This is a genomic window from Flavobacterium sp. CAU 1735, from assembly GCF_039888695.1.
GTDB lineage: Bacteria > Bacteroidota > Bacteroidia > Flavobacteriales > Flavobacteriaceae > Flavobacterium.
Map to the genome: position 1 here is coordinate 1352697 of NZ_JBDQQQ010000001.1, position 21389 is coordinate 1374085.

Sequence of the window (21389 nt, forward strand, 5' to 3'; positions counted from 1 at the left end):
TAGGAGAGAAACACCTGACAGGTTTTTAAAACCTGTCAGGTGTAACATAATAGAGCCGCTAAAGCAAATAAAAAAAGCGATGCCTTGGCATCGCTTTTTTGTAGTATATAAGAAGTAGTATTACTTATTGTTATACGTATGTAACGCTTCTTTTAAAATTCGAACCGATTGAATCAGATCTTCTTTTTTCAAAACATAAGCAATACGCACTTCATCAAGACCAACATTTGGAGTCGAGTAGAAGCCGGCAGCCGGAGCAACCATAACAGTCTCTCCGTTTAAATCGTAACTTTCCAAAAGCCATTGTGCAAAATCATCGGCATTTTTAATCGGTAGTTTAACAATACAATAGAAAGCTCCTTTTGGAGAAGCAACGGTCACACCATCGATTTTATTTAATTCGGCGATTAGCGTATCTCTACGATCTTTATATTCGGTGATCACATCGTCAAAATAACTTTGTGGTGTTTCAAGTGCCGCTTCACTGGCAATCTGTGCAAAAGTTGGCGGACTCAAACGAGCCTGTGCAAACTTCATAGCGGTAGCCATTACAGCTTTGTTTTTAGAAACGATACATCCGATTCGCGCGCCACACATACTATAACGTTTGGAAACGGAATCAATCATAATAGCGTGCTCTTCCAAACCTTCGATATTCATTACAGAATAATGTTTGTCACCATCGTAAGTAAACTCGCGGTACACTTCGTCGGCAATCAGGAAAAGATCGTGTTTTTTAACCAATTCGGCCAATTGCATGATTTCTTCTTTCGAATATAAATAACCGGTTGGATTACCAGGGTTACAAATCAAAATGGCTTTGGTTTTAGGTGTGATTAGTTTTTCAAAATCGCTGATTGGTGGAAGCGCAAACCCGGTTTCGATAGTCGAAATAACCGGTACAACTTTTACACCTGATGCCGTTGAAAAACCATTATAGTTAGCATAAAAAGGCTCCGGGATGATGATCTCATCATCGGCATCCATGGTGCTTCCCATTGCAAATAAAAGTGCTTCCGATCCACCGGTAGTGATAATAATATCGGCAGTGTCGATAGGAAGACCGTGTTCGCGGTAGTATTTGGAAAGCTTGTTACGATAGCTTTCAAATCCGGCGGAATGGCTGTATTCCAACACCGTGATATCGGCATTTTTTACAGCATTTAAAGCTACTTCCGGCGTTTTAATGTCCGGTTGACCGATATTAAGATGGTAAACTTTATGACCTTTCTTTTTCGCAATTTCTGCATAAGGAACCAATTTTCGGATTGGCGATTCAGGCATCTGTTGCCCTTTTAATGAAACTTTAGGCATGATAGTAATTTTTGATGCACAAATTTGCGACTTTTTTTTAAGAAATTGATAAAAAATCCGCCCTCAAATTTTATATTAATAGGAAATATCGACGGAAATAGCTATATTTAAGAAAAAATTAGTGATGCGGTTACTTGTATTTCTTTTGCTAATCATCACGTATCCCGCCAAACTTTTGGCTCAAGAAGGCTTTCAATGGCATTCCCCTAAAAACAAGATCGAGATTCCATTTGTTTTTGTAGATAATTTGATCATAATTCAAGTGGAGATTAACAACGCTAAAATGAATATGTTATTGGATTCGGGTTCGGAACCATCGTTGATTTTTAGCTTTCCGCAAAGCGATACCTTACAATTGTATAACACTAAAAAAATACGGATCTCCGGATTGGGTAGTGAAGAAGTGGCCGAAGGTCTTTTGTCACAAAAAAATAAACTTAATGTAAGCAATTATATCGATACCAATTTTGAAATTCTGGTGATTCTGGACGAAAAGCTGAATTTCTCATCCCGTATCGGAATCCCGGTCAATGGAATTTTGGGATATTCTTTTTTTAGAAATCATCTGGTGGAAATTAATTATATAAAAAAGAAAATCATCTTATATAAAAATGACGAGCTGTTAAAAAGTAAACGCATACGAAAGTACACGGCAATGCCTTTGGATATTGTGAATGGCAGGCCATATGTAAATGTAAATGCAAAATTAGACGGTAAAGAATTACCGCTAAAATTATTGATGGATACCGGATTAACCGATGGATTATGGCTGTTTGAAGACGATGTGATCAAATGTAATAACAAGTACTTTGAGGATGTTTTGGGCGAAGGAATCGGAGGAACCATTTACGGGAAAAAATCGCGTTTATCGGAAATCAGAACGGCTCATTTCCTGTTTAAAGAACCGTTGGTTTCCTATCCGGATACGACTTCATATAAGCAATTAAGCATCATCAAAGATCGGAACGGTTCGTTGGGAGGGGAGATCTTAAAGCGTTTCCATCTGATTGTAGATTATAGCGGAAAACAGATTTTTTTAAAGAAAAACAAAATGTTCGACGATCCGTTTTTGTATAATATGAGCGGTATCGAAGTGCAACATAATGGGGTTCAATGGATACAGGAATCGGTTAAAAACGATGTTAGTAAAAATATACCAATAGGTACGACCAATATTGATGATATTGTATTTGATAATTCCAGTTTTAAATACAAATTTATGCTGAAGCCGGTTTTTGAAATTGCAAGTGTCCGAAAAGGTTCGCCAGCTGAGGAAGCCGGATTAAAAGCGGGTGATAAAATTATCCGAATCGATCGTAAAAATGCCTATAACCTTTCCAAACAACGGATTAATGAGTTGTTGCAGGTGGATGACAATAAAACAATTCGAATTGAAGTAGAACGCGACGGAAAAAACCGGGAATACCAGGTAACGATCCGAAAGCTATTCTGAATTAAATATTGATCAAAACAAAAAAAAGGGCTGTCGAAATGACGGCCCTTTTGTATCAATAAGTAAAGTTGTTACGATTGCGGTGTTGCTTTTGGTTTTTCAAGCACGCCTGACTCTTGTTTCACAACTACTTCTCCTTTAATTCGTAAAGCTACTTTTCCACCTTCATAGTTAACCGCATTGGATTCTACTGTAATGGTTTTGCTGATTTTACCAGGGTTCATGTTGTACTTAACATCAATTTTACCGGTTTTACCAGGCATAATTGGTTCCGTAGGTTTAGAAGGTACAGTACATCCGCAAGTAGATTGTACATTAGTAATAATTAGAGGAGCATCTCCGGTGTTTTTAAATTCGAAAGAACGAATACCGTTATCTCCTTCTTTAGTAACTATACCATAATCGATAGTGTTGTCTTTTGCTTTAAATTCAATTTTTGGTCCTTTTTGAGCATATGAAGCAACACTAAATGCTAATACTGCAACTAATCCTAATAATTTTTTCATTTTCAACTTAGTTTTTTTAATTGTTATTGTAAAATTACATTGTTTTGCTAAACGAACAAATATTTTAACGCTCTTTTTTTATTTGCTCAGTTATAACTATTTTTGCGATATAGTTTACAAAAAGTATACCAAATTATAACGCTGCAAAAGAGTTCTTTTTTGAGGAAACATTTTGAAAATAAGTGATTTATAGTTCGGGTAAGCTATGTTAAACAAAAAACAAATCAAATTATTAATATGACAATTCCAGCTCAATTTGACGCCAAAGCAGTAGAACAGAAATGGTACGACTATTGGATGAAGAACAATTATTTTCACTCGGAACCTGATCACAGAACGCCGTATACTATTGTTATTCCTCCTCCAAACGTCACCGGGGTACTGCACATGGGGCACATGCTGAACAATACCATTCAGGATGTACTGATTCGTCGCGCCCGTCTGAGAGGATTCAACGCCTGTTGGGTTCCGGGTACCGATCACGCTTCCATTGCAACAGAGGCTAAAGTTGTAGCAAAATTAAAAGAGGAAGGGATCAATAAAAACGATTTAACCCGCGAAGAATTTTTAGTGCATGCCTGGGAATGGACCAACAAATACGGTGGTGTAATCCTGGATCAGCTAAAAAAACTGGGGGCTTCCTGCGATTGGGAACGTACGAAATTTACAATGGATCCGGATATGTCGGCATCGGTAATCCGTACTTTTGTGGATCTGTATAACAAAGGGTTGATTTACAGAGGGTATCGTATGGTAAACTGGGATCCGGAAGCCAAAACAACGCTATCGGACGAAGAGGTTATCTACGAAGAACGTCAGGGTAAATTATACCATTTGCGTTATCAGATCGAAGATAGTAACGAATATGTAACCATTGCAACCACGCGTCCGGAAACGATTTTGGGTGATACGGCAATTTGTATCCACCCGGATGACGAACGCTATTTTCATCTGAAAGGTAAAAAAGTAATCGTACCGATCTGCAACCGTGTGATCCCGATTATTTTTGATGACTATGTAGATATGGAATTCGGAACCGGATGTTTAAAAGTAACACCGGCACACGATGTAAACGATAAGGAACTGGGCGAAAAACACAACCTGGAGATTATCGATATCTTTAACGAAGATGCTACGCTAAACTCGTTTGGATTGCATTATGAAGGAAAAGACCGTTTTGTAGTTCGCGAAGAAATCGCAAAAGAACTGGAAACATTGGGTGCTTTGGTAAAAGTGGAAACACATATCAACAAAGTAGGAACTTCCGAAAGAACCAAAGCCGTAATCGAACCGAGATTATCCGATCAGTGGTTCCTGAAAATGGAAGAACTGGTAAAACCGGCCATCAAAGCGGTATTGGAAACGGAAGAGGTAAAACTGTATCCAAGCCGATTTAATAATACCTACCGTCACTGGATGGAAAACATCCGCGATTGGAATATCTCCCGTCAGTTATGGTGGGGACAACAAATTCCGGCCTATTATTATGGTGATGGAAAAGAAGATTTTGTAGTAGCCGAAAACAGAGCGGAAGCCTTAGCATTGGCAAAACAAAAAACTGGAAACCAGATTCTGACCGAAAGTGACCTAAAACAGGATGTAGATGCCCTGGATACCTGGTTCTCTTCCTGGTTATGGCCAATATCTGTTTTCGGAGGAATTATGGATCCTGAAAACCCGGAATACAAATATTATTACCCAACCAATGATTTGGTAACCGGACCAGATATCCTGTTTTTCTGGGTGGCGCGTATGATTATTGCCGGTTATGAATATGCCGGAGAAAAACCGTTTACGAATGTATACCTAACCGGTTTGGTTCGGGATAGTCAACGCCGAAAAATGTCAAAATCACTTGGGAACTCGCCGGATCCGTTGGATTTGATCGAAGAATTCGGAGCCGATGGAGTACGGGTAGGGTTGTTGTTAAGTGCTTCGGCCGGAAACGATATCCTGTTTGATAAAGAATTGTGTAATCAGGGGAAAGGTTTTACCAATAAAATATGGAATGCTTTCCGTTTAATCAAAGGATGGGAAGTAAGTGATAGTGCTGTACAACCGGAATCGGCAAAAGTTGCGATCGAGTGGTACGAAGCCAAATTACAGAAAACTCTGGTGGAGATCGAAGATCATTTCGAAAAATACAGAATTTCGGATGCGCTTATGGCCATTTACAAACTGGTTTGGGATGATTTCTGCTCGTGGTTCCTGGAAATGATTAAACCGGGTTACCAACAGCCAATCGATAAAACGACTTTCGAAAAAGCCATTGAAATGTTGGAGGCAAACCTAAAACTATTGCATCCGTTTATGCCGTTCTTAACCGAAGAGATCTGGCAACATATAACCGAAAGAACGGAAAAAGAGGCATTGATCATTTCCGAATGGCCAAAAGCGAAAGAATATAGTGAAAGTTTAATTCAGGAGTTTGATTTTGCAACAGAAGTAATTTCGGGTATCCGTACGATTCGTAAAGACAAAAACATTCCGTTTAAGGATGCGATTGAACTTAAAGTGATCAACAACGAAAAAGCAACGACTTTCTTTGATACGGTAATTCAGAAATTAGGAAATATCAGTGTGTTGGAATATGTTTCGGAAAAAGTAGACGGAGCGTTATCGTACCGTGTAAAATCCAACGAATACTTTATTCCGATTACCGGGAATATCAATGTGGAAGAAGAAATTGCCAAGTTAACGGAAGAATTGAATTATATCAAAGGATTCCTGAAATCGGTTCAGGCAAAACTTTCCAATGAGAAGTTTGTGGGATCGGCTCCGGAAAAAGTTGTAGCGATGGAACGCCAGAAAGAGGCCGACGCACTCGCTAAAATTGAGACGATCGAACAAAGTCTGATGAGTTTAAAATAAACGAATACAACAGATAAACAAAGGCTGCTTCCAACGAGGCAGCCTTTGTTGTATTGGTACACCTGACAGGTTTTTAAAACCTGTCAGGTGTTGGATGTTATAAATTCAACGTGCCGGATAAATTTTACAGGAGCATCATGTTAGAATTAGAGATTAAGGAGGAGTGTTTTGTGATATTTTTTAAATTACTATCTTTATAAGAGTTATAGAATCGTAATGGTATGACATTTTTATTTCCCGTAAAATTTTAAATAACTCAATATGAAAAAAATGGTTGCTGTAATTATGATAGGCATAACTTTTTTCGGTTCCTGCGGTAAAAACGAAGCGCAAAATTATTCAGAAAAGGAAAATCAGTATAGGATGCCGGAGGAGAGTGAAAGACATGAAGGGACCTGGCTGCAATGGCCGCATCAATATCAATATGGTGTTACCTACCGGAATAGTCTGGATGCTACCTGGGTTGCGATGACACAGGTATTGGTAACCAGTGAGAAAGTACATATTATAGCCTATAACGAAACGGAAAAAAACAGAATAACCGGACTTCTAACTAAAGCCGGAGTTCCTCTGACAAATATAGATTTCAAAATTTATAAAACCGATGATGTTTGGGTGCGTGATAACGGTCCGATCTATGTACACGATAAAAACGGGAATTTAGTTATTGAGGATTGGGGATTTAACGGATGGGGCGAAAAGACAGACGAAGAATCGGGTGATCCGATTAGGTTTGTTAATTGCAACAGTATTCCTTCTAAAATCGGGAAGGATCAAAACAGAGCGGTTGTAAATATCAATGAAATAATGATCAACGAAGGTGGAAGTGTGGAAATTGATGGAAAAGGAACCCTGATGGCGTGTAAAAGCGCGATCCTTAACAACAATCGAAATCCCGGTATGACACAGGCGAAAGCGGAGCAACTGTTTTCACAATACCTCGGTGTAACCCATTTTATCTGGCTTGACGGACAGGCAGGATTAGAACTTACGGATCAGCATATCGATGGGTTTGCCCGATTTGGAAACGCGTCGACCATAGTGACGATGGATACGGTTGATTTACTGGATTTTGACGTCAAACAAAGCGATATCAATAAACTTTACGGTGCCAAAGACAAAAATGGCAATGCCTATACTTTTCTAAAAGTGCCTTTAACGCAAAACAACGTCAAAACAACGGATGGAACCGATTTGGGGTATAAAGGATCCTATATCAACTATTATATTGCCAATAATAAAATATTGGTTCCCAATTATAACGATGCGAATGACGCGGTTGCAAATGCGATTATTCAAACCTTATACCCAACAAGAACCGTGGTTGGGATAGATGTACGAAATTTATACGCCAACGGAGGAATGGTACATTGCGTGACACAGCAACAACCGGCAGATTAAAACGGCTTCCGGTGATGGTAAAATAAAGTAAACGATAAAAATAGCATTTATGATAAAAAGAATACTGGAATACCTAAACCTGGAAAGAGAAGTGGATGATTTCGATAAAATCCACGAGAATATCGAAAAAGATGTCATTTTTAAAGGAACAAACCTCTGGATTTTGGTTTTTGCCATTTTTGTTGCTTCGATCGGATTGAATATGAATTCGACAGCCGTGATTATCGGTGCGATGTTGATTTCGCCGTTAATGGGGCCAATCAACGGAATGGGCTATAGTCTGGCAACCTATAACTTTCCGTTATTCCAAAAAGCTTTCAAAAACTTTGGCTTTGCCGTTATTGCGAGTTTAATCGCGTCCACCTTATATTTTACGATCAGTCCGGTTTCCACCGCGCATTCGGAATTGTTGGCTCGAACCAGTCCGACGATTTACGATGTACTGATTGCTCTTTTTGGTGGTCTGGCCGGAATTGTAGCAATGAGCAGCAAACAAAAAGGAAATGTGATTCCGGGTGTGGCTATTGCAACAGCATTGATGCCACCGTTATGTACGGCCGGATATGGTTTGGCAACGTTTAATCTGAATTATTTTTTCGGTGCCTTTTACCTTTTTACGATCAATACGGTATTTATAGCGCTTTCGTCGGTTTTGGTATCGCAATTATTGAAATTTCCCATCCGTACATTAGTCAACGAAGAGCAAAAGAAAAAAGTAAACCGTTGGGTATCGTTCGTAATTCTGATTACGATAGTACCCAGTATCTATTTTGGTTATGTCCTGGTTATAAACGAAAGATTTACGACCGAAGCCGACCGTTTTGTTAAGAGTGTAAGTGTATATGACGGGAATTACCTTTTAAAAAACGAGGTCGATCCCAATAAAAGAAAAATTACGCTGGTTTATGCCGGAAATGCATTAACAGATAAAGCCAAAAAGAATATTTTAAGCAAAGCACTCGATTTTAGCATCGACAGCTCCAGTGTCGACATTCAAAAAGGGTTGGCTTTTGGTGAATCGAATGATAAAAGCCTGTCCAAAGTAGAAAGTCTGCAAAGCGAACTCAATCGTATGCATCTTTTGTTAAAAGAAGGCGAGCGCAAACAGGATAGTATTAACGCCCGGGTTCAGATAGGGAAACAATTGTTGGCTGAGATCAAACCGTTATATCCGGGAATCACGGCCTGTTCGTTTTCGGAAACGGAAATATATCGGGATACGCTACCGGAAAAAACAGCAATCGTAACCTTTTCGGCAATTGCCAACGCTCTAAAACCAAACGATAAGAACAAAATAACCGAATGGATCCGTTCGCGTGTCAATAACGAAAAATCGAGAGTCTATTTTGAAATGGAAGCCCCTGTTAAAAAGGCCCGTTAAACTTTTAGCTGTTTTCGTATTTTCCTTTGTACCTTTGCAACTAGCAAAATGTAACCAATGAAATTTCAGGTAGTTTCCGAGTATAAGCCAATGGGTGATCAACCACAGGCTATAGACAAACTAAGTAATGGGGTGAATAGCGGTGAGCGGTACCAGACCCTTTTGGGAGTAACCGGTTCCGGGAAAACCTTTACAGTGGCCAACGTGATTCAGGAAGTGCAGCGACCAACGCTGGTACTGGCGCACAACAAGACACTGGCGGCACAGTTGTATTCGGAATTCAAGCAGTTTTTTCCGAACAATGCGGTAGAATACTTCGTGTCCTATTACGACTACTACCAGCCGGAAGCTTTTATACCCGTAACCGGAACCTATATTGAAAAAGATCTTTCGATTAACGACGAATTGGAAAAGATGCGTCTTAGTACGACTTCTTCCCTGTTGTCGGGTAGGAGAGACGTATTGGTGGTAGCTTCGGTATCCTGTTTGTATGGTATTGGTAACCCGGTGGAATTTCAGAAAAACGTAGTTTCCATCGAACAAAATCAGGTTATTTCCCGAACAAAACTATTACACCGTTTAGTACAGAGTTTATACGCGCGTACCGAAGCCGAATTTACGCCGGGTACCTTTCGGATAAAAGGGGATACGGTGGAAGTATATCCGAGTTATGCCGATGATCCGTTCCGAATTCACTTTTTTGGAGATGAAATTGAAGAAATCGAAGCCTTTGATCCGAAAACGGCACAGGTAATCGAAAAATACGACAAGCTAAATATCTATCCGGCCAATATGTTTGTTACGTCACCGGATGTATTGCAAAATGCCATCTGGGAAATTCAACAGGATTTGGTCAAACAGGTTGATTATTTTAAAGAAATCGGAAAACACCTCGAAGCGAAACGTTTGGAAGAACGAACCAATTTTGATTTAGAGATGATCCGCGAATTGGGGTATTGTTCCGGTATCGAAAACTACTCCCGTTATCTGGACGGGCGCGCACCGGGAACACGACCGTTCTGTTTGCTGGATTATTTTCCGGATGATTTCCTGATGGTGGTCGACGAAAGTCACGTTACGATTTCTCAGGTACATGCCATGTATGGCGGTGACCGTTCGCGTAAGGAAAACCTCGTGGAATACGGATTCCGTTTACCCGCGGCGATGGACAACCGTCCGTTAAAGTTTGAAGAATTTGAAAGCCTGCAAAATCAGGTAATATATGTGTCGGCTACCCCGGCCGATTACGAATTGCAAAAATCGGAAGGGATTTATGTCGAACAGATTATTCGTCCGACCGGTTTATTAGATCCGATAATTGAAGTACGACCAAGTCTGAATCAGATTGATGATCTGATTGAGGAAATACAATTGCGTTGTGAAGCCGACGAGCGCGTATTGGTCACCACACTAACCAAACGGATGGCGGAAGAATTGACCAAGTATCTAACTAAAGTGTCGATACGTTGTCGTTATATCCATTCGGAAGTGGATACGCTCGAACGGGTTGAAATCATGCAGGATTTGCGAAAAGGATTGTTTGATGTACTAATTGGAGTGAACCTGTTACGGGAAGGACTGGATTTACCGGAAGTATCGCTGGTTGCCATTTTAGATGCCGATAAAGAAGGATTTTTGAGAAGTCACCGTTCGCTAACGCAAACCGTAGGACGTGCCGCTCGTAACGTAAACGGTAAAGCGATTATGTATGCCGATAAGGTTACCGACAGTATGCAAAAAACGATCGATGAGACCAATTACCGTCGTACCAAACAGATGAGCTATAACGATAAAAACAATATCGTTCCCAAAGGCCTGAATAAAAAGATTGAAAGTGCACTGATGAAAAATCAGTCGAGTTCCTACCAATATGAAGCAGCGGCCAAAGCGGCAGAACCGAATACGGCGTATATGTCGAAAACGGAAATCGAAAAGCTGATCCGCGAAAAACGCAAGGTTATGGAAAAAGCTGCAAAAGAACTGGACTTTATGCAGGCGGCCAAATTGCGTGACGAAATCAAAAGTTTACAGGAAAAAATATAAGTGTTTTGAAGAACGGCTAGTTATGCTGTTCTTCAAAAGCACAAATCAGAAAAGCCGGTTCGACCATTCGGTTCGGAGACTGTTCCATGGCTTTTAACGTCTTTCGGATTCCCATTGGGTTTAATCCCATTTTAATTCCGATTTCATTGATCATTTTAATTTCGCGTTCGTGTAAAACATTATCCACATGCATTAACAAAGCCAGGCGATAAAATTGCATTACGCGTTGGTGTTCGCTTTGAATCGGAATAATGGCAGCACGTTTTTTAAAAAGTTCCAGAAAAAGCGCTTTTTCAATGGCCAGTTCTTCGGCTACAATCGCTAAAAAATCGTATTCACTATCGTGTAGTTCGCCATCAACAATGGCAAAAGCAATCATTTCAGATAAAAGACTTATTCGTTCCTCACGGGTATTCATATCGGGTATTTTTTTGCAAAAATAAATTAAAATCAGTTTCAAAACAGAGACCGTTGATTTTATGTATCTTTGAACGATAATTTAGGACTATGACGAATAATGATATTTTTAAAAAGCTTCGCGTGGCATTGCAGTTACGTGATGATCAAATTGTGGAGATTTTAGAGCTGGTTGATTTCAGAATATCCAAAGGAGAGATTGGAAATTTTTTCCGCAATGAGGATCATCCGAAGTTTATGGAATGTGGCGATCAGGTATTGCGTAACTTCCTGAACGGATTGGTAATTCACCTGAGAGGAACAAAAGAGAATCCTAAAAATCCAATGGATGTATTGACACAGAATAAAGAAGCGGTCAAAACAGGAGGGAAACCGGAAGTAAAAGCGAAAGCGCCTCAAAAACCGGCTGCTAAAAAGCCAATGGGTAAAAAACCGGCATTTAAAGCGAAAAAGCAAGAACCAATAGTTGAAAAAGTCCGTTTTAAAAACGGAAAGAATAAAAACTCGTAATTTGAGTGTATTCGATACGTTGGATTACCTGAAAACGGGAAATGCACTACAGCAAAAAAGCTACGATCTTTTAACTGCGCATTCTGTTTTGGAACTGCTATCGGATTTTGATCCGATTCTGGTGGGAACCATTCCAATCGATATTGCGATTGAATCGAGTGACCTGGATATCGGTTGTTACTGGAAAGACAAAAACGGTTTTATAGCGACGTTACACAAAGCATTTTCCGAATATCAGGATTACTCCTGTCAGGAGTTGGATAATGGCGCTATGGAAGCTATAGTGGCTAATTTCAGTATCGATGGCATCGCAATCGAAATCTTCGGACAAAATATTCCCACCCGGGAACAAAACGGTTACCGGCATATGTTGATCGAACACCGGATTTTACAGGTAAGGGGAGCAGCCTTTCGGGAAGCGGTTGTCGCTTTAAAAAAGAGCGGAATCAAAACCGAACCGGCCTTTGCCCAACTTTTACAAATTGAAGGCGATCCGTATCAGGGATTGTTGCAATGGGAACAAGATTCTGGAGTGTTATAAAATCCGGAAGTTACTACCTAACGTTTCCCAATTTATCAAAAAAATAATCTAAAATTCAGAATAAAATAAAAGCCCGGATCAATTCGGGCTTTCTTTTTATACGCCTTTTTGTATTTGTAAATATTTTTTTACGATCTTTAAAAAAAGTTAAAATTCGCAAAATAGAGATTTTTTTATACTATTTATTTTTATTCTTTCGTTTACTTGTAAATAATGCATTGTTTTATTTGAGTATTATGATGCGTAATACGATTAATTGATAAATTCAAAGGCTGGTCACCCATTAAGCTCTATACAGCAGCCTAAAGCAATTTTGCACTGGGAGCATCTATCAACAATCATGAAAAAAAGTTTTTTATCAATTGGATTACTGCTGGCAGTTGTCCTCGGGGTATCTTCCTGTAGCAGCGAAGAAAGCGTTGTAAAAGAATCAGTTGTCCGCAAAGAGCGAACTGCAGACATGCTGGAATTTGAAACAGCGTTAAAAAGTTATGCTAAAGAGAAAAATGCATTGCGAATTGCTAAAGGCGATACCGCTACTTTGGATGCCAATATGGCTAAAGTTTCCGAAAAGTTTTTATTGATTTCCGGTTATAAAGAGTCGGACATTCAAAATAAGGCGAACTCCGGATCTACAGCCATTATATCGATGGCTTTAAAAGCGTATGCACAACAAACAGCAATTAGTAAATAACTTAAACCGAATTAACATGAAAAAAATATTTGTTTTACTACTAGTGTGTATGGGGTTAAGTACATATGCCCAAAAGACCTTATATATTTTTAACTTTTCAAGCTATAGCGTTGAGGTAGGATCGCTTTATACCGAGTCGAATACCGGAGGATATCCTTGGTTTATAAATAATCAGGCTACGGGAATTACAATTGCACCGGGAGACACTTTTACGCTGGAAAATACGACAAGTACAACGCGATTCCCTTTTGATTCACCGAACTCGTCACCGTATATCGATAGCTGGAAACGCATACAAATGTCCGGCGGTTCGTGGACAACAATGACAGCAGCAAATGTTTATGCGGCCTATGGTAACGGACAACGTTTTCATACCATAAAATTCGATGTACAACCTGATCTGAGCGGTGGTTATATTGGTAATGATACACCGGATTTCAGAGTAGAGGGAGGACCGGATATGCCGAATGGTATTCCGACCTGGGAAGCGATATATTATGAAAATACCGACCCGTTAAATCCGGGACTGATTGATTATGTGATATTGATCAGTGATATTTAAAATAAAAAAGCCTGAGTTTTTAACACTCAGGCTTTATAATTATATAACTTTTTTTATCAATTATGATAAAGCAGCTTTTACTTGATCAGCAGCTTCCTGGAATTCTACCGCTGATAAAATTGGCATACCGGAATTGTCGATCAATTCTTTAGCAATTTCAGCGTTTGTTCCTTGTAAACGAACGATGATCGGCACTTTAATGCTGTCCCCCATGTTTTTATAAGCATCTACAACACCCTGAGCAACACGGTCACAACGAACGATACCACCAAAGATGTTAATTAAGATTGCTTTTACGTTTGGATCTTTTAAGATAATACGGAAAGCTGTTTCCACACGTTTTGCATCAGCAGTTCCTCCTACGTCAAGGAAGTTAGCCGGCTCAAAACCTGCATGTTTGATTAAGTCCATAGTAGCCATTGCTAATCCGGCACCGTTAACCATACATCCTACGTTACCGTCAAGGTCAACATAGTTTAATCCTACTTCTTTTGCTTCTACTTCAATAGCGTTTTCCTCACGGATATCACGCATTTCAGCATAAGCTTTCTGACGGAATAAAGCGTTGTCGTCTAAAACAACTTTCGCATCTACCGCTAAAATTTTATTATCGGAAGTTTTTAAAACCGGGTTGATTTCAAATAGGGAAGCATCAGCACCTACATACGCATCGTATAAAGCGGCTACGAATTTTACCATATCTTTAAAAGCATCACCGGATAAACCTAAGTTAAAAGCGATTCTTCTAGCCTGGAAACCTTGTAAACCTACAGCAGGGTCGATTTCTTCTGTAAAGATTAAGTGAGGTGTTTTTTCTGCCACTTCTTCGATATCCATACCACCTTCGGTAGAATACATGATCATGTTGCGTCCTTTACCTCTGTTTAATAAAACAGACATATAAAATTCTGAAACTTCACTTTCACCAGGATAGTAAACATCTTCCGCAACCAATACTTTGTGTACTTTTTTTCCTTCTGGCGGAGTTTGCGGCGTTACTAAATCCATTCCGATGATTTGCCCGGCAATTTCCTGAACTTGCTCCAGGTTTTTAGCCAACTTAACACCACCACCTTTTCCACGACCACCGGCGTGAATTTGTGCTTTGATTACATGCCATCCGGTTCCGGTTTCGGCAGTTAGTTGTTTTGCTTTTGCTACAGCTTCCTCGGCATTGTTAGCAACATAACCACGTTGTACTCTAACACCGTGACTAGCTAATATTTCTTTACCTTGATATTCGTGTAAATTCATAATTGGATACGTTTAGCTTTATTATAAAGTGCCACAAAAATAGCAAACTTGATTTAAAGTGCCTAATTAAATTTAGATGAGTTTACGATTATTGAATTAAAAAGCAATTATATAGAACGTAATATACCGAATCTGAAAAAAGGACTACAAACTACGACTTGTTCAATCGGATTTAAATAGGATAAATAATTTGCTATTTCTTAAGTGTAATATATAAAAACAGTGCACAGGTTTACGGAAACAACAGCTCGTTTATTTTGAAAATTTGAATATTTTAGCAAAAAAAATCCCAACAATGAGAAATATAATGGGTGTCCTGTGTTTTTTAAGCCTGCTATCCTGTAAGAAAACAGAAGAGGATACCAATGTAAAATCAAAAGAAATTGCTCTAAACAAAGAATGGCAGGGCGATATAGCCATCTCGGATTTGGATTTTGCCAATTCCATCTATCCAACATGCAGGGTAAGCGGGGATTTTTTCGAGCGATCCGGTGAGCAAATGGAAGAGGATAATACGGAATGTATTTTATCGAAAATTAAGTTTGATTATGAAAAATTAGAATCTGTTAAGACTAGAGTTTCAGCTGGGAAAATAAACTCCAAAACGGAAGTTTTTATTAAAACGACTAAACCAAAACCTATTGAAGGTGCATCGCTTCTTCATCAGGTAACTTTATATGTAGAAGTTAACAACACGGTTACCGATTCCATGATTATTTATCACAGTATAAATTTTGACATGGCTTTGGAGGTGTCACAACGCTATTATTATCTTAATAAAGATATGATTTACCTATTGGATTTTTTTGAAAATGAATCCGGATCCGGGGCTAAAAAATGGGCACAATATAAAATAAACACCTCCGGAAAAATCATTTTAGTAAAACAAAAAATATTTTCTCCCGAAGATTTTGATGATAGTAGAGAAGCTTCCGAAGCCGAGAACGATATGGCGGAGGAAGTTGATAGGTCTTGGAACGGAAGCTATCATGCTGAAGGGTCAAACGGAACCCTATTTGATATAACCATAAATTGGTTAGACGATATTTCGCTAACAATTACTGAAAATGGAATAAAGAATAGCTATCCAAATCTAAAAGCGATGAAAATGGGTGATGAAAAAATCAAAATCAATTATGATCTTTCCCTGAGTGATGAAATGGGAGTGATCTATATCAAAAAAAAGGAGAATGGTTTTTATATTTCCGGGAGCCCAATCTTTGCAATCCTTCCGGGTGCTGATGAAATGCCTCTGGATAAAATCAGATAATATATTTTAGGAGTAAAGAACAGTCTTAAAACGGCATACATAAAAAAACGCCTTCCTTTCGGAAAGCGTTTTTTATTGTGAATTTGGAGCGTCGGGTTTATTTGTCGATCGAACCCAGAACCCGTTTCATAAAGCTGTTTAAAGCTTCTTTTTTATCGGTTCCTTCTTTTACCATTTTGTTTACTTCCAATGCGCCATACATATTGGAGATTAGCTCTCCGATAACGTCCAGTTCTTCGTCTTTTAACGATGGAACTTCGGTTAACGCTTCCAGTACTTCGATGGTTTCGATGATATAATCCTGGTCGTTCTCTTCAATGAACTGTGTAAGTTGTTTAATTACAGGTAATTTCATAATTAAGCGATTTCATTTACCAATTCCGACAATACTTCTGCTTTGTTGGTTTGCGACTGGTTTACCAAGGCACCGTTAACGAAAGTAGCAAAAGTAGGCAGGTTGCTCACATTAGCCAGTTTTCGCGATTCCGGAGAATTCTCGGCATCAACCAATACAAAAGTGATGTTTTCTTTTTCGGAAGCCAGTTTTTTAAATTTTGGCTTCATAATACGGCAGTTTCCACACCAGGAAGCAGAAAATTGTACCACTACTTTTTCGTTAGCATTGACCAACTCCTGTAGTTTATCTTCATTTAATTCAATTAACATAGCAATTTTTTTTAAGAATTAGTTATTTAAGTAGTTTGCAACACCTTCTCTGGTAGCAAACATCGCTTCTTTTCCTTCTTCCCAGTTAGCAGGACAAACTTCACCTTTAGTCTGAACGTGCGTATAAGCATCGATAAGACGTAGGTACTCGTTTACGTTTCTACCAAGTGGCATATCGTTTACACTTTCGTGGAAAATTTTTCCGGTTTCATCTACTAAATAAGTAGCACGGTATGTTACATTAGAACCTTCGATAATAACCGTATCCAATTCGTCATTGTAATTAGCAGTTTCGATATCTAAAATACCTAAGATGTTCGCCAGGTTACGAGTCGTATCGGCTAAGATTGGGTACGTAACACCTTCGATTCCACCGTTGTTTTTTGGTGTGTTTAACCAGGCAAAGTGTACTTCGTTAGTATCACATGAAGCACCGATTACGATAGTGTTTCTTTTTTCGAATTCAGGTAAAGCAGCTTGGAAGGCGTGTAATTCAGTTGGACAAACAAAAGTAAAGTCTTTTGGATACCAAAATAATAATACTTTTTTGTTGTTTTTAGTTGCTTCTTCAAAGATGTTGATTTTTAAATTATCACCCATTTCAGAGATAGCGTCAATTGCAATGCTTGGAAATTTTTTACCTACTAATGACATAATTTTAATGAATTTTAAAGATTATTATTTTTTTGCAGTACAAAAGTAGCCAATTCTTAGCGGACCTATGTATTAATTTTGATTATTATTTTTTATTTTAATATAAATAAAATCTATCTGTATCCGTGGTTTTTACTTTATTTACCAGAGAACCGACAATTTATAAATTGGTTTTATATATTTGTTTTTATTAGCAGAAAAAAAAATTACGGTTTAATTTATTGTTAATAATCCTAAAAACTAACCGATTACGCACAAAAATAATTTATGAGTTTTTCAAATTTATTTCGAAAAAAATCCGTTGAAGACATATTAAAACAGGTAAAGCAGAATGCAGCCGATGGTCACGGAGCCTTGGGTAAGCATTTAACCACAAGAGATTTAACCGCATTTGGAATTGCAGCCATAGTAGGAGCCGGGATTTTCAGTACGATTGGAAAGGCGAGTTCCGACGGTGGTCCGGCCGTTATCTTTTTATTCCTTTTTACGGCGCTGGCCTGTGGATTTGCTGCTTTTGCCTATGCTGAGTTTGCTTCGATGGTGCCCGTTTCGGGGAGTGCCTATACCTATTCGTATGTGGCTTTTGGCGAATTAATCGCCTGGATTATCGGTTGGGCGTTGATCATGGAATATGCAATCGGAAATATTACTGTTGCGATTTCCTGGAGTGACTATTTTACCGGATTGCTCGCAAGTGGTGGGATACACCTGCCACAATGGATACAAATGGATTACCTGACGGCTTCCAACGGTTATGCCGAAGCCACTGCACTAATGCAGGGTGGGAAGTCCTTTGAAAATCTGAGTGCTGCGTTACAGGCGGCTCATGAGGCTTGGACGACGTCACCGGTTATCGGGTCGTTTCACTTTGTTGCTGATCTTCCTGCATTATTGATCATTATAATTATTACCTGGTTGGTATACCGCGGAATGAAAGAATCCCGTAATGCCAGTAACCTGATGGTGGTCGTTAAACTGGCGATTATTTTATTGGTTATTGCCGTGGGGGTATTTTATGTGGATACCGAAAATTGGAATCCGTTTGCACCAAATGGCGTTAATGGGGTTTTAAAAGGTGTTTCGGCCGTTTTCTTTGCTTATATCGGATTTGATGCCATCTCTACGACAGCTGAAGAATGTAAAAACCCACAAAGGGATTTACCACGCGGAATGATGTGGGCAATCGTGATTTGTACGATACTATATATTGTAATTGCATTGGTATTAACCGGAATGGTTAATTATAAGGAATTGAATGTTGGCGATCCGCTCGCATTTGTATTTGAAAAACTTGACCTGAAATGGTTGTCCGGTATCATCGCTGTTAGTGCTGTTGTAGCCATGGCCAGCGTATTGTTGGTTTTCCAAATGGGACAACCGCGTATCTGGATGAGTATGAGTCGTGATGGTTTATTGCCAAAACGTTTTTCGAAAGTACATCCGAAATATAAAACGCCTTCTTATGCTACCATTGTAACCGGTTTTGTAGTCGCGATACCGGCTTTATTTTTAAACCTGACGATGGTAACCGATTTGTGTAGTATTGGAACCTTGTTTGCCTTTGTACTGGTTTGTGCCGGCGTTTTGGTATTACAGGATCGAAAAGACATACCACGCGGTAAATTTAAAACGCCTTATATCAATGCCAAATATATCGCGCCGGTATTAGTGATCGTAGGTTTGGTATTGGCCTTTACGGTCAATAAAAAAGCGACAATGGATTTTATTACCAATGTTCCGCAAATTAACGAACCATCGGCTATTGTAACGGCTTTAACCAAAGAAGAAGCCACCGGAGTATACAATCAGTTATTGCAGGGTGATAAAGCGCATATTGCTAAGGAAACGCAGGATTTGGAACACATTCTAAGCAATTATAAAGAAGAAGATGCCGGTAAATATGCAGAAATGGTTGCCGGATTACCCATAAAAGACTCGGTAAAATACGAAAGCGGACTGGCTTTATTTCAACATAAAATTCCAATGTGGATCTTTTTTATCGTATTGATCGGATTAACCGTTTGGGCGTACAAAAAAAGCTTGTCATTAATTCCGCTTTTAGGATTGATCTGTTGTTTGTATATGATGGCGGAACTAAGTGTATGGAACTGGATTTATTTTACAATCTGGTTGTTGATCGGACTGGCTATCTATTTTGGCTATAGTCAGAAAAACAGTAAGCTAAACTTTAATAAAATTGAGCCGAAACTAAACGATTAAAAGGTTTTAAAAGACGAATAACACACAACAGGATGAGATTAGTAGTGGATAGTGGCTCTACAAAAGCCGACTGGATTGCATTGGATGGCAATGGGAATATACAGTTTACTGTGACAACCTTAGGGTTAAACCCGGAAGTGCTGGAAAAAGAGGAAATGTTGGAACGAATGTCACAACGTTTTGATATTTCGCATAATAGAGATCTGGTTACGCATTTGTTTTTTTATGGTGCCGGTTGCGGAACCGACCGAATGAAGAATTTTCTGGCAGGGGTTTTTAGGGAATATTTTCCAAATGCGGAAGTCGTAGTCCATGAAGATACCTATGCCGCGGTATATGCTACGACACCACAAGGAGAAGAGGCAATCGTGTGTATATTAGGTACGGGATCGAATTGCAGTTATTTCGACGGAAAAGAATTGCATCAGAAAGTACAATCGTTAGGCTATATCGCTATGGATGATTGTAGCGGAAACCGTTTTGGCCGTCATCTGATTCGCGCGTATTATTTTGGTACGATGCCAAAAGAACTGGCCGAAAAATTCGAAAAAGAATACGACCTCGATCCGGATGCGATCAAACACAATTTTTATAAAGTACCGAATCCAAATGCCTATCTGGCTACTTTTGCCAAATTCCTGATTCAGCATAAAGATCATGCGTTTATTCACGAAATTGTCGTAAAAGAAATGCAGTTTTTTGTAGATCATTATATTATGCAATATGAAAACTGCAAAGAAATTCCGGTGCATTTTATCGGATCGATAGCTTATTATCTGAAAAATGAACTCCAGGAAATACTTGCGAAAAGTGGATTAACGCTGGGGAATGTCTATCGAAAACCGATTGACGGATTAATTAATTATCATACGGTATAAAATAAAATGGAAATAGCAATAATAGCCCATGACGGGATGAAAGCCGATCTGGTTCAGTTTTTAAACAAACACAAGAGCTTTTTGAAATCGGATGAGATAGCGCTTATCGCAACCGGTACAACCGGGAGTAAAGCGGAAAATGCAGGATTTAAGGTAACGCGAATGTTGTCTGGTCCTTTGGGAGGTGATGCGCAGATTGCGGCACGCGTGGCTGAGGGAAAATGCAATATGGTATTGTTTTTTAAAGACCCTTTAGCAAAACACCCTCATGAGGCAGATATTAACATGCTCATAAGGGTGTGTGATGTACATAATGTGCCTTTGGCAACCAATGAGGCAACTGCCGAATTATTGATTAAGGCTATTTCTCAGCAATCATAGAGATTTCTACATTAACGTTTTTAGGCAAACAAGCCACCTGAACCGTTTCGCGTGCCGGAGCGGTTTTTTCGTTAAAATAAGCACCGTAAACGCCGTTTATTTTTGCGAAATCGTTCATGTCGCTAATAAAGATAGTCGTCTTAACAACGTTTTCAAACGACATACCAGCCGCTTCCAATACCGCTTTCATATTCTCCATAACCTGTTTGGTTTCCACTTCAATGGAAGAAGTGATCAATTCACCGGTTTTAGGATCCAAAGCAATTTGCCCTGAGGTGTATAACGTACGGTCGTTTACCAGTACAGCCTGATTGTATGGACCGATTGGAGCCGGTGCATTTTCGGTAAAAATAATCTGTTTCATGCTATTGTA

21 protein-coding genes are annotated in these 21389 nt (G+C 39.1%); 13 read left to right on the forward strand and 8 right to left on the reverse strand.

The annotated features are described in order from the left end of the window. Positions 1 to 120 precede the first annotated feature (120 nt). Complete coding sequence (locus tag AAFN64_RS06470) at positions 121 to 1314, reverse strand: pyridoxal phosphate-dependent aminotransferase (protein ID WP_300492125.1); 1194 nt, start codon at positions 1312 to 1314, stop codon at positions 121 to 123. Between the two features lie 124 nt (positions 1315 to 1438). Here AAFN64_RS06470 and AAFN64_RS06475 point away from each other — a divergent pair, with 124 nt between their 5' ends. Next, complete coding sequence (locus AAFN64_RS06475) at positions 1439 to 2767, forward strand: PDZ domain-containing protein (protein ID WP_347759747.1); 1329 nt, start codon at positions 1439 to 1441, stop codon at positions 2765 to 2767. 71 nt (positions 2768 to 2838) lie between these two features. Here the strand turns inward: AAFN64_RS06475 and AAFN64_RS06480 are convergent, their stop codons facing one another. Next, the gene (locus tag AAFN64_RS06480) at positions 2839 to 3273 is read right to left on the reverse strand and encodes a DUF1573 domain-containing protein (protein WP_300492127.1); all 435 of its coding nucleotides are present in this window, start codon (positions 3271 to 3273) and stop codon (positions 2839 to 2841) included. Positions 3274 to 3510: 237 nt separating this feature from the next. Between AAFN64_RS06480 and AAFN64_RS06485 the strand changes: the two genes are divergently transcribed. The 4 genes from AAFN64_RS06485 to uvrB all read left to right on the forward strand — a co-directional run bounded on the left by AAFN64_RS06485 (position 3511) and on the right by uvrB (position 10969). Then, a complete protein-coding gene (locus tag AAFN64_RS06485; RefSeq protein ID WP_300492129.1) occupies positions 3511 to 6144 on the forward strand; it encodes a valine--tRNA ligase in 2634 nt (877 codons plus the stop codon). 261 nt (positions 6145 to 6405) lie between these two features. Then, entirely contained in the window at positions 6406 to 7545 is a 1140-nt protein-coding gene (locus AAFN64_RS06490; RefSeq protein WP_347759749.1) for an agmatine deiminase family protein, read from the forward strand. Between the two features lie 49 nt (positions 7546 to 7594). Then, positions 7595 to 8926, forward strand: coding sequence for a DUF389 domain-containing protein (locus AAFN64_RS06495; RefSeq protein WP_347759750.1), 1332 nt, complete (start codon positions 7595 to 7597; stop codon positions 8924 to 8926). A gap of 57 nt (positions 8927 to 8983) precedes the next feature. Next, positions 8984 to 10969 (forward strand): excinuclease ABC subunit UvrB, encoded by a 1986-nt coding sequence (uvrB, locus tag AAFN64_RS06500; RefSeq protein WP_300492132.1) that lies wholly within the window; start codon positions 8984 to 8986, stop codon positions 10967 to 10969. A gap of 16 nt (positions 10970 to 10985) precedes the next feature. Here the strand turns inward: uvrB and AAFN64_RS06505 are convergent, their stop codons facing one another. Continuing rightward, a complete protein-coding gene (locus AAFN64_RS06505) occupies positions 10986 to 11429 on the reverse strand; it encodes a TerB family tellurite resistance protein (RefSeq protein ID WP_347759751.1) in 444 nt (147 codons plus the stop codon). A 47-nt stretch (positions 11430 to 11476) separates the two neighbouring features. On the opposite strand from AAFN64_RS06505, the gene AAFN64_RS06510 reads away from it, so the two are divergent. From AAFN64_RS06510 to AAFN64_RS06525, 4 genes are all read left to right on the forward strand, one after another. Continuing rightward, positions 11477 to 11896 carry a DUF1456 family protein gene (locus AAFN64_RS06510; RefSeq protein WP_347759752.1) on the forward strand — a complete coding sequence of 140 codons (420 nt, stop codon included), beginning with the start codon at positions 11477 to 11479 and terminating at the stop codon, positions 11894 to 11896. Position 11897: 1 nt separating this feature from the next. After that, positions 11898 to 12437, forward strand: coding sequence for a DUF4269 domain-containing protein (locus AAFN64_RS06515; protein ID WP_347759754.1), 540 nt, complete (start codon positions 11898 to 11900; stop codon positions 12435 to 12437). Positions 12438 to 12777: 340 nt separating this feature from the next. Continuing rightward, positions 12778 to 13131 (forward strand): hypothetical protein, encoded by a 354-nt coding sequence (locus AAFN64_RS06520; RefSeq protein ID WP_347759756.1) that lies wholly within the window; start codon positions 12778 to 12780, stop codon positions 13129 to 13131. A 16-nt stretch (positions 13132 to 13147) separates the two neighbouring features. Further along, complete coding sequence (locus AAFN64_RS06525; RefSeq protein WP_300492138.1) at positions 13148 to 13693, forward strand: hypothetical protein; 546 nt, start codon at positions 13148 to 13150, stop codon at positions 13691 to 13693. A 60-nt stretch (positions 13694 to 13753) separates the two neighbouring features. On the opposite strand, the gene sucC is transcribed toward AAFN64_RS06525, so the two are convergent. After that, complete coding sequence (sucC, locus tag AAFN64_RS06530) at positions 13754 to 14947, reverse strand: ADP-forming succinate--CoA ligase subunit beta (RefSeq protein WP_300492139.1); 1194 nt, start codon at positions 14945 to 14947, stop codon at positions 13754 to 13756. A 265-nt stretch (positions 14948 to 15212) separates the two neighbouring features. Here sucC and AAFN64_RS06535 point away from each other — a divergent pair, with 265 nt between their 5' ends. Beyond that, the gene (locus AAFN64_RS06535; protein WP_347759758.1) at positions 15213 to 16217 is read left to right on the forward strand and encodes a hypothetical protein; all 1005 of its coding nucleotides are present in this window, start codon (positions 15213 to 15215) and stop codon (positions 16215 to 16217) included. 97 nt (positions 16218 to 16314) lie between these two features. Here the strand turns inward: AAFN64_RS06535 and AAFN64_RS06540 are convergent, their stop codons facing one another. Genes AAFN64_RS06540 through AAFN64_RS06550 form a run of 3 tightly spaced genes read right to left on the reverse strand, consistent with a single transcriptional unit; the run spans position 16315 to position 17537 of the window. After that, positions 16315 to 16572, reverse strand: a complete 258-nt coding sequence (locus tag AAFN64_RS06540; protein ID WP_256550691.1) for a hypothetical protein — start codon at positions 16570 to 16572, stop codon at positions 16315 to 16317. A 2-nt stretch (positions 16573 to 16574) separates the two neighbouring features. Next, the gene (locus AAFN64_RS06545; RefSeq protein WP_300491827.1) at positions 16575 to 16883 is read right to left on the reverse strand and encodes a thioredoxin family protein; all 309 of its coding nucleotides are present in this window, start codon (positions 16881 to 16883) and stop codon (positions 16575 to 16577) included. Between the two features lie 18 nt (positions 16884 to 16901). Beyond that, entirely contained in the window at positions 16902 to 17537 is a 636-nt protein-coding gene (locus AAFN64_RS06550; protein WP_256550689.1) for a peroxiredoxin, read from the reverse strand. Between the two features lie 267 nt (positions 17538 to 17804). Between AAFN64_RS06550 and AAFN64_RS06555 the strand changes: the two genes are divergently transcribed. From AAFN64_RS06555 to AAFN64_RS06565, 3 genes are read left to right on the forward strand one after another with little or no spacing between them, the layout of a single operon-like run. Next, the gene (locus tag AAFN64_RS06555; protein WP_300491830.1) at positions 17805 to 19757 is read left to right on the forward strand and encodes an amino acid permease; all 1953 of its coding nucleotides are present in this window, start codon (positions 17805 to 17807) and stop codon (positions 19755 to 19757) included. A 32-nt stretch (positions 19758 to 19789) separates the two neighbouring features. Beyond that, positions 19790 to 20635: an N-acetylglucosamine kinase gene (locus AAFN64_RS06560; protein WP_300491832.1), complete on the forward strand. Its 846-nt coding sequence runs from the start codon at positions 19790 to 19792 to the stop codon at positions 20633 to 20635. Between the two features lie 6 nt (positions 20636 to 20641). After that, the gene (locus AAFN64_RS06565; RefSeq protein ID WP_300491834.1) at positions 20642 to 21016 is read left to right on the forward strand and encodes a methylglyoxal synthase; all 375 of its coding nucleotides are present in this window, start codon (positions 20642 to 20644) and stop codon (positions 21014 to 21016) included. Here AAFN64_RS06565 and AAFN64_RS06570 read toward each other — a convergent pair. Then, entirely contained in the window at positions 20997 to 21380 is a 384-nt protein-coding gene (locus tag AAFN64_RS06570; protein ID WP_300491836.1) for a RidA family protein, read from the reverse strand. The two genes, AAFN64_RS06565 and AAFN64_RS06570, sit on opposite strands and share 20 nt — an antisense overlap. Positions 21381 to 21389: the final 9 nt, after the last annotated feature.

Coding starts and splice junctions, on each gene's coding strand:
- AAFN64_RS06470 (WP_300492125.1), bottom strand. CDS start 1,314: ATGCCTAAAGTTTCATTAAAAGGGCAACAGATGCCTGAATCGCCAATC.
- AAFN64_RS06475 (WP_347759747.1), top strand. CDS start 1,439: ATGCGGTTACTTGTATTTCTTTTGCTAATCATCACGTATCCCGCCAAA.
- AAFN64_RS06480 (WP_300492127.1), bottom strand. CDS start 3,273: ATGAAAAAATTATTAGGATTAGTTGCAGTATTAGCATTTAGTGTTGCT.
- AAFN64_RS06485 (WP_300492129.1), top strand. CDS start 3,511: ATGACAATTCCAGCTCAATTTGACGCCAAAGCAGTAGAACAGAAATGG.
- AAFN64_RS06490 (WP_347759749.1), top strand. CDS start 6,406: ATGAAAAAAATGGTTGCTGTAATTATGATAGGCATAACTTTTTTCGGT.
- AAFN64_RS06495 (WP_347759750.1), top strand. CDS start 7,595: ATGATAAAAAGAATACTGGAATACCTAAACCTGGAAAGAGAAGTGGAT.
- uvrB (WP_300492132.1), top strand. CDS start 8,984: ATGAAATTTCAGGTAGTTTCCGAGTATAAGCCAATGGGTGATCAACCA.
- AAFN64_RS06510 (WP_347759752.1), top strand. CDS start 11,477: ATGACGAATAATGATATTTTTAAAAAGCTTCGCGTGGCATTGCAGTTA.
- AAFN64_RS06520 (WP_347759756.1), top strand. CDS start 12,778: ATGAAAAAAAGTTTTTTATCAATTGGATTACTGCTGGCAGTTGTCCTC.
- AAFN64_RS06525 (WP_300492138.1), top strand. CDS start 13,148: ATGAAAAAAATATTTGTTTTACTACTAGTGTGTATGGGGTTAAGTACA.
- sucC (WP_300492139.1), bottom strand. CDS start 14,947: ATGAATTTACACGAATATCAAGGTAAAGAAATATTAGCTAGTCACGGT.
- AAFN64_RS06540 (WP_256550691.1), bottom strand. CDS start 16,572: ATGAAATTACCTGTAATTAAACAACTTACACAGTTCATTGAAGAGAAC.
- AAFN64_RS06545 (WP_300491827.1), bottom strand. CDS start 16,883: ATGTTAATTGAATTAAATGAAGATAAACTACAGGAGTTGGTCAATGCT.
- AAFN64_RS06550 (WP_256550689.1), bottom strand. CDS start 17,537: ATGTCATTAGTAGGTAAAAAATTTCCAAGCATTGCAATTGACGCTATC.
- AAFN64_RS06555 (WP_300491830.1), top strand. CDS start 17,805: ATGAGTTTTTCAAATTTATTTCGAAAAAAATCCGTTGAAGACATATTA.
- AAFN64_RS06560 (WP_300491832.1), top strand. CDS start 19,790: ATGAGATTAGTAGTGGATAGTGGCTCTACAAAAGCCGACTGGATTGCA.
- AAFN64_RS06565 (WP_300491834.1), top strand. CDS start 20,642: ATGGAAATAGCAATAATAGCCCATGACGGGATGAAAGCCGATCTGGTT.
- AAFN64_RS06570 (WP_300491836.1), bottom strand. CDS start 21,380: ATGAAACAGATTATTTTTACCGAAAATGCACCGGCTCCAATCGGTCCA.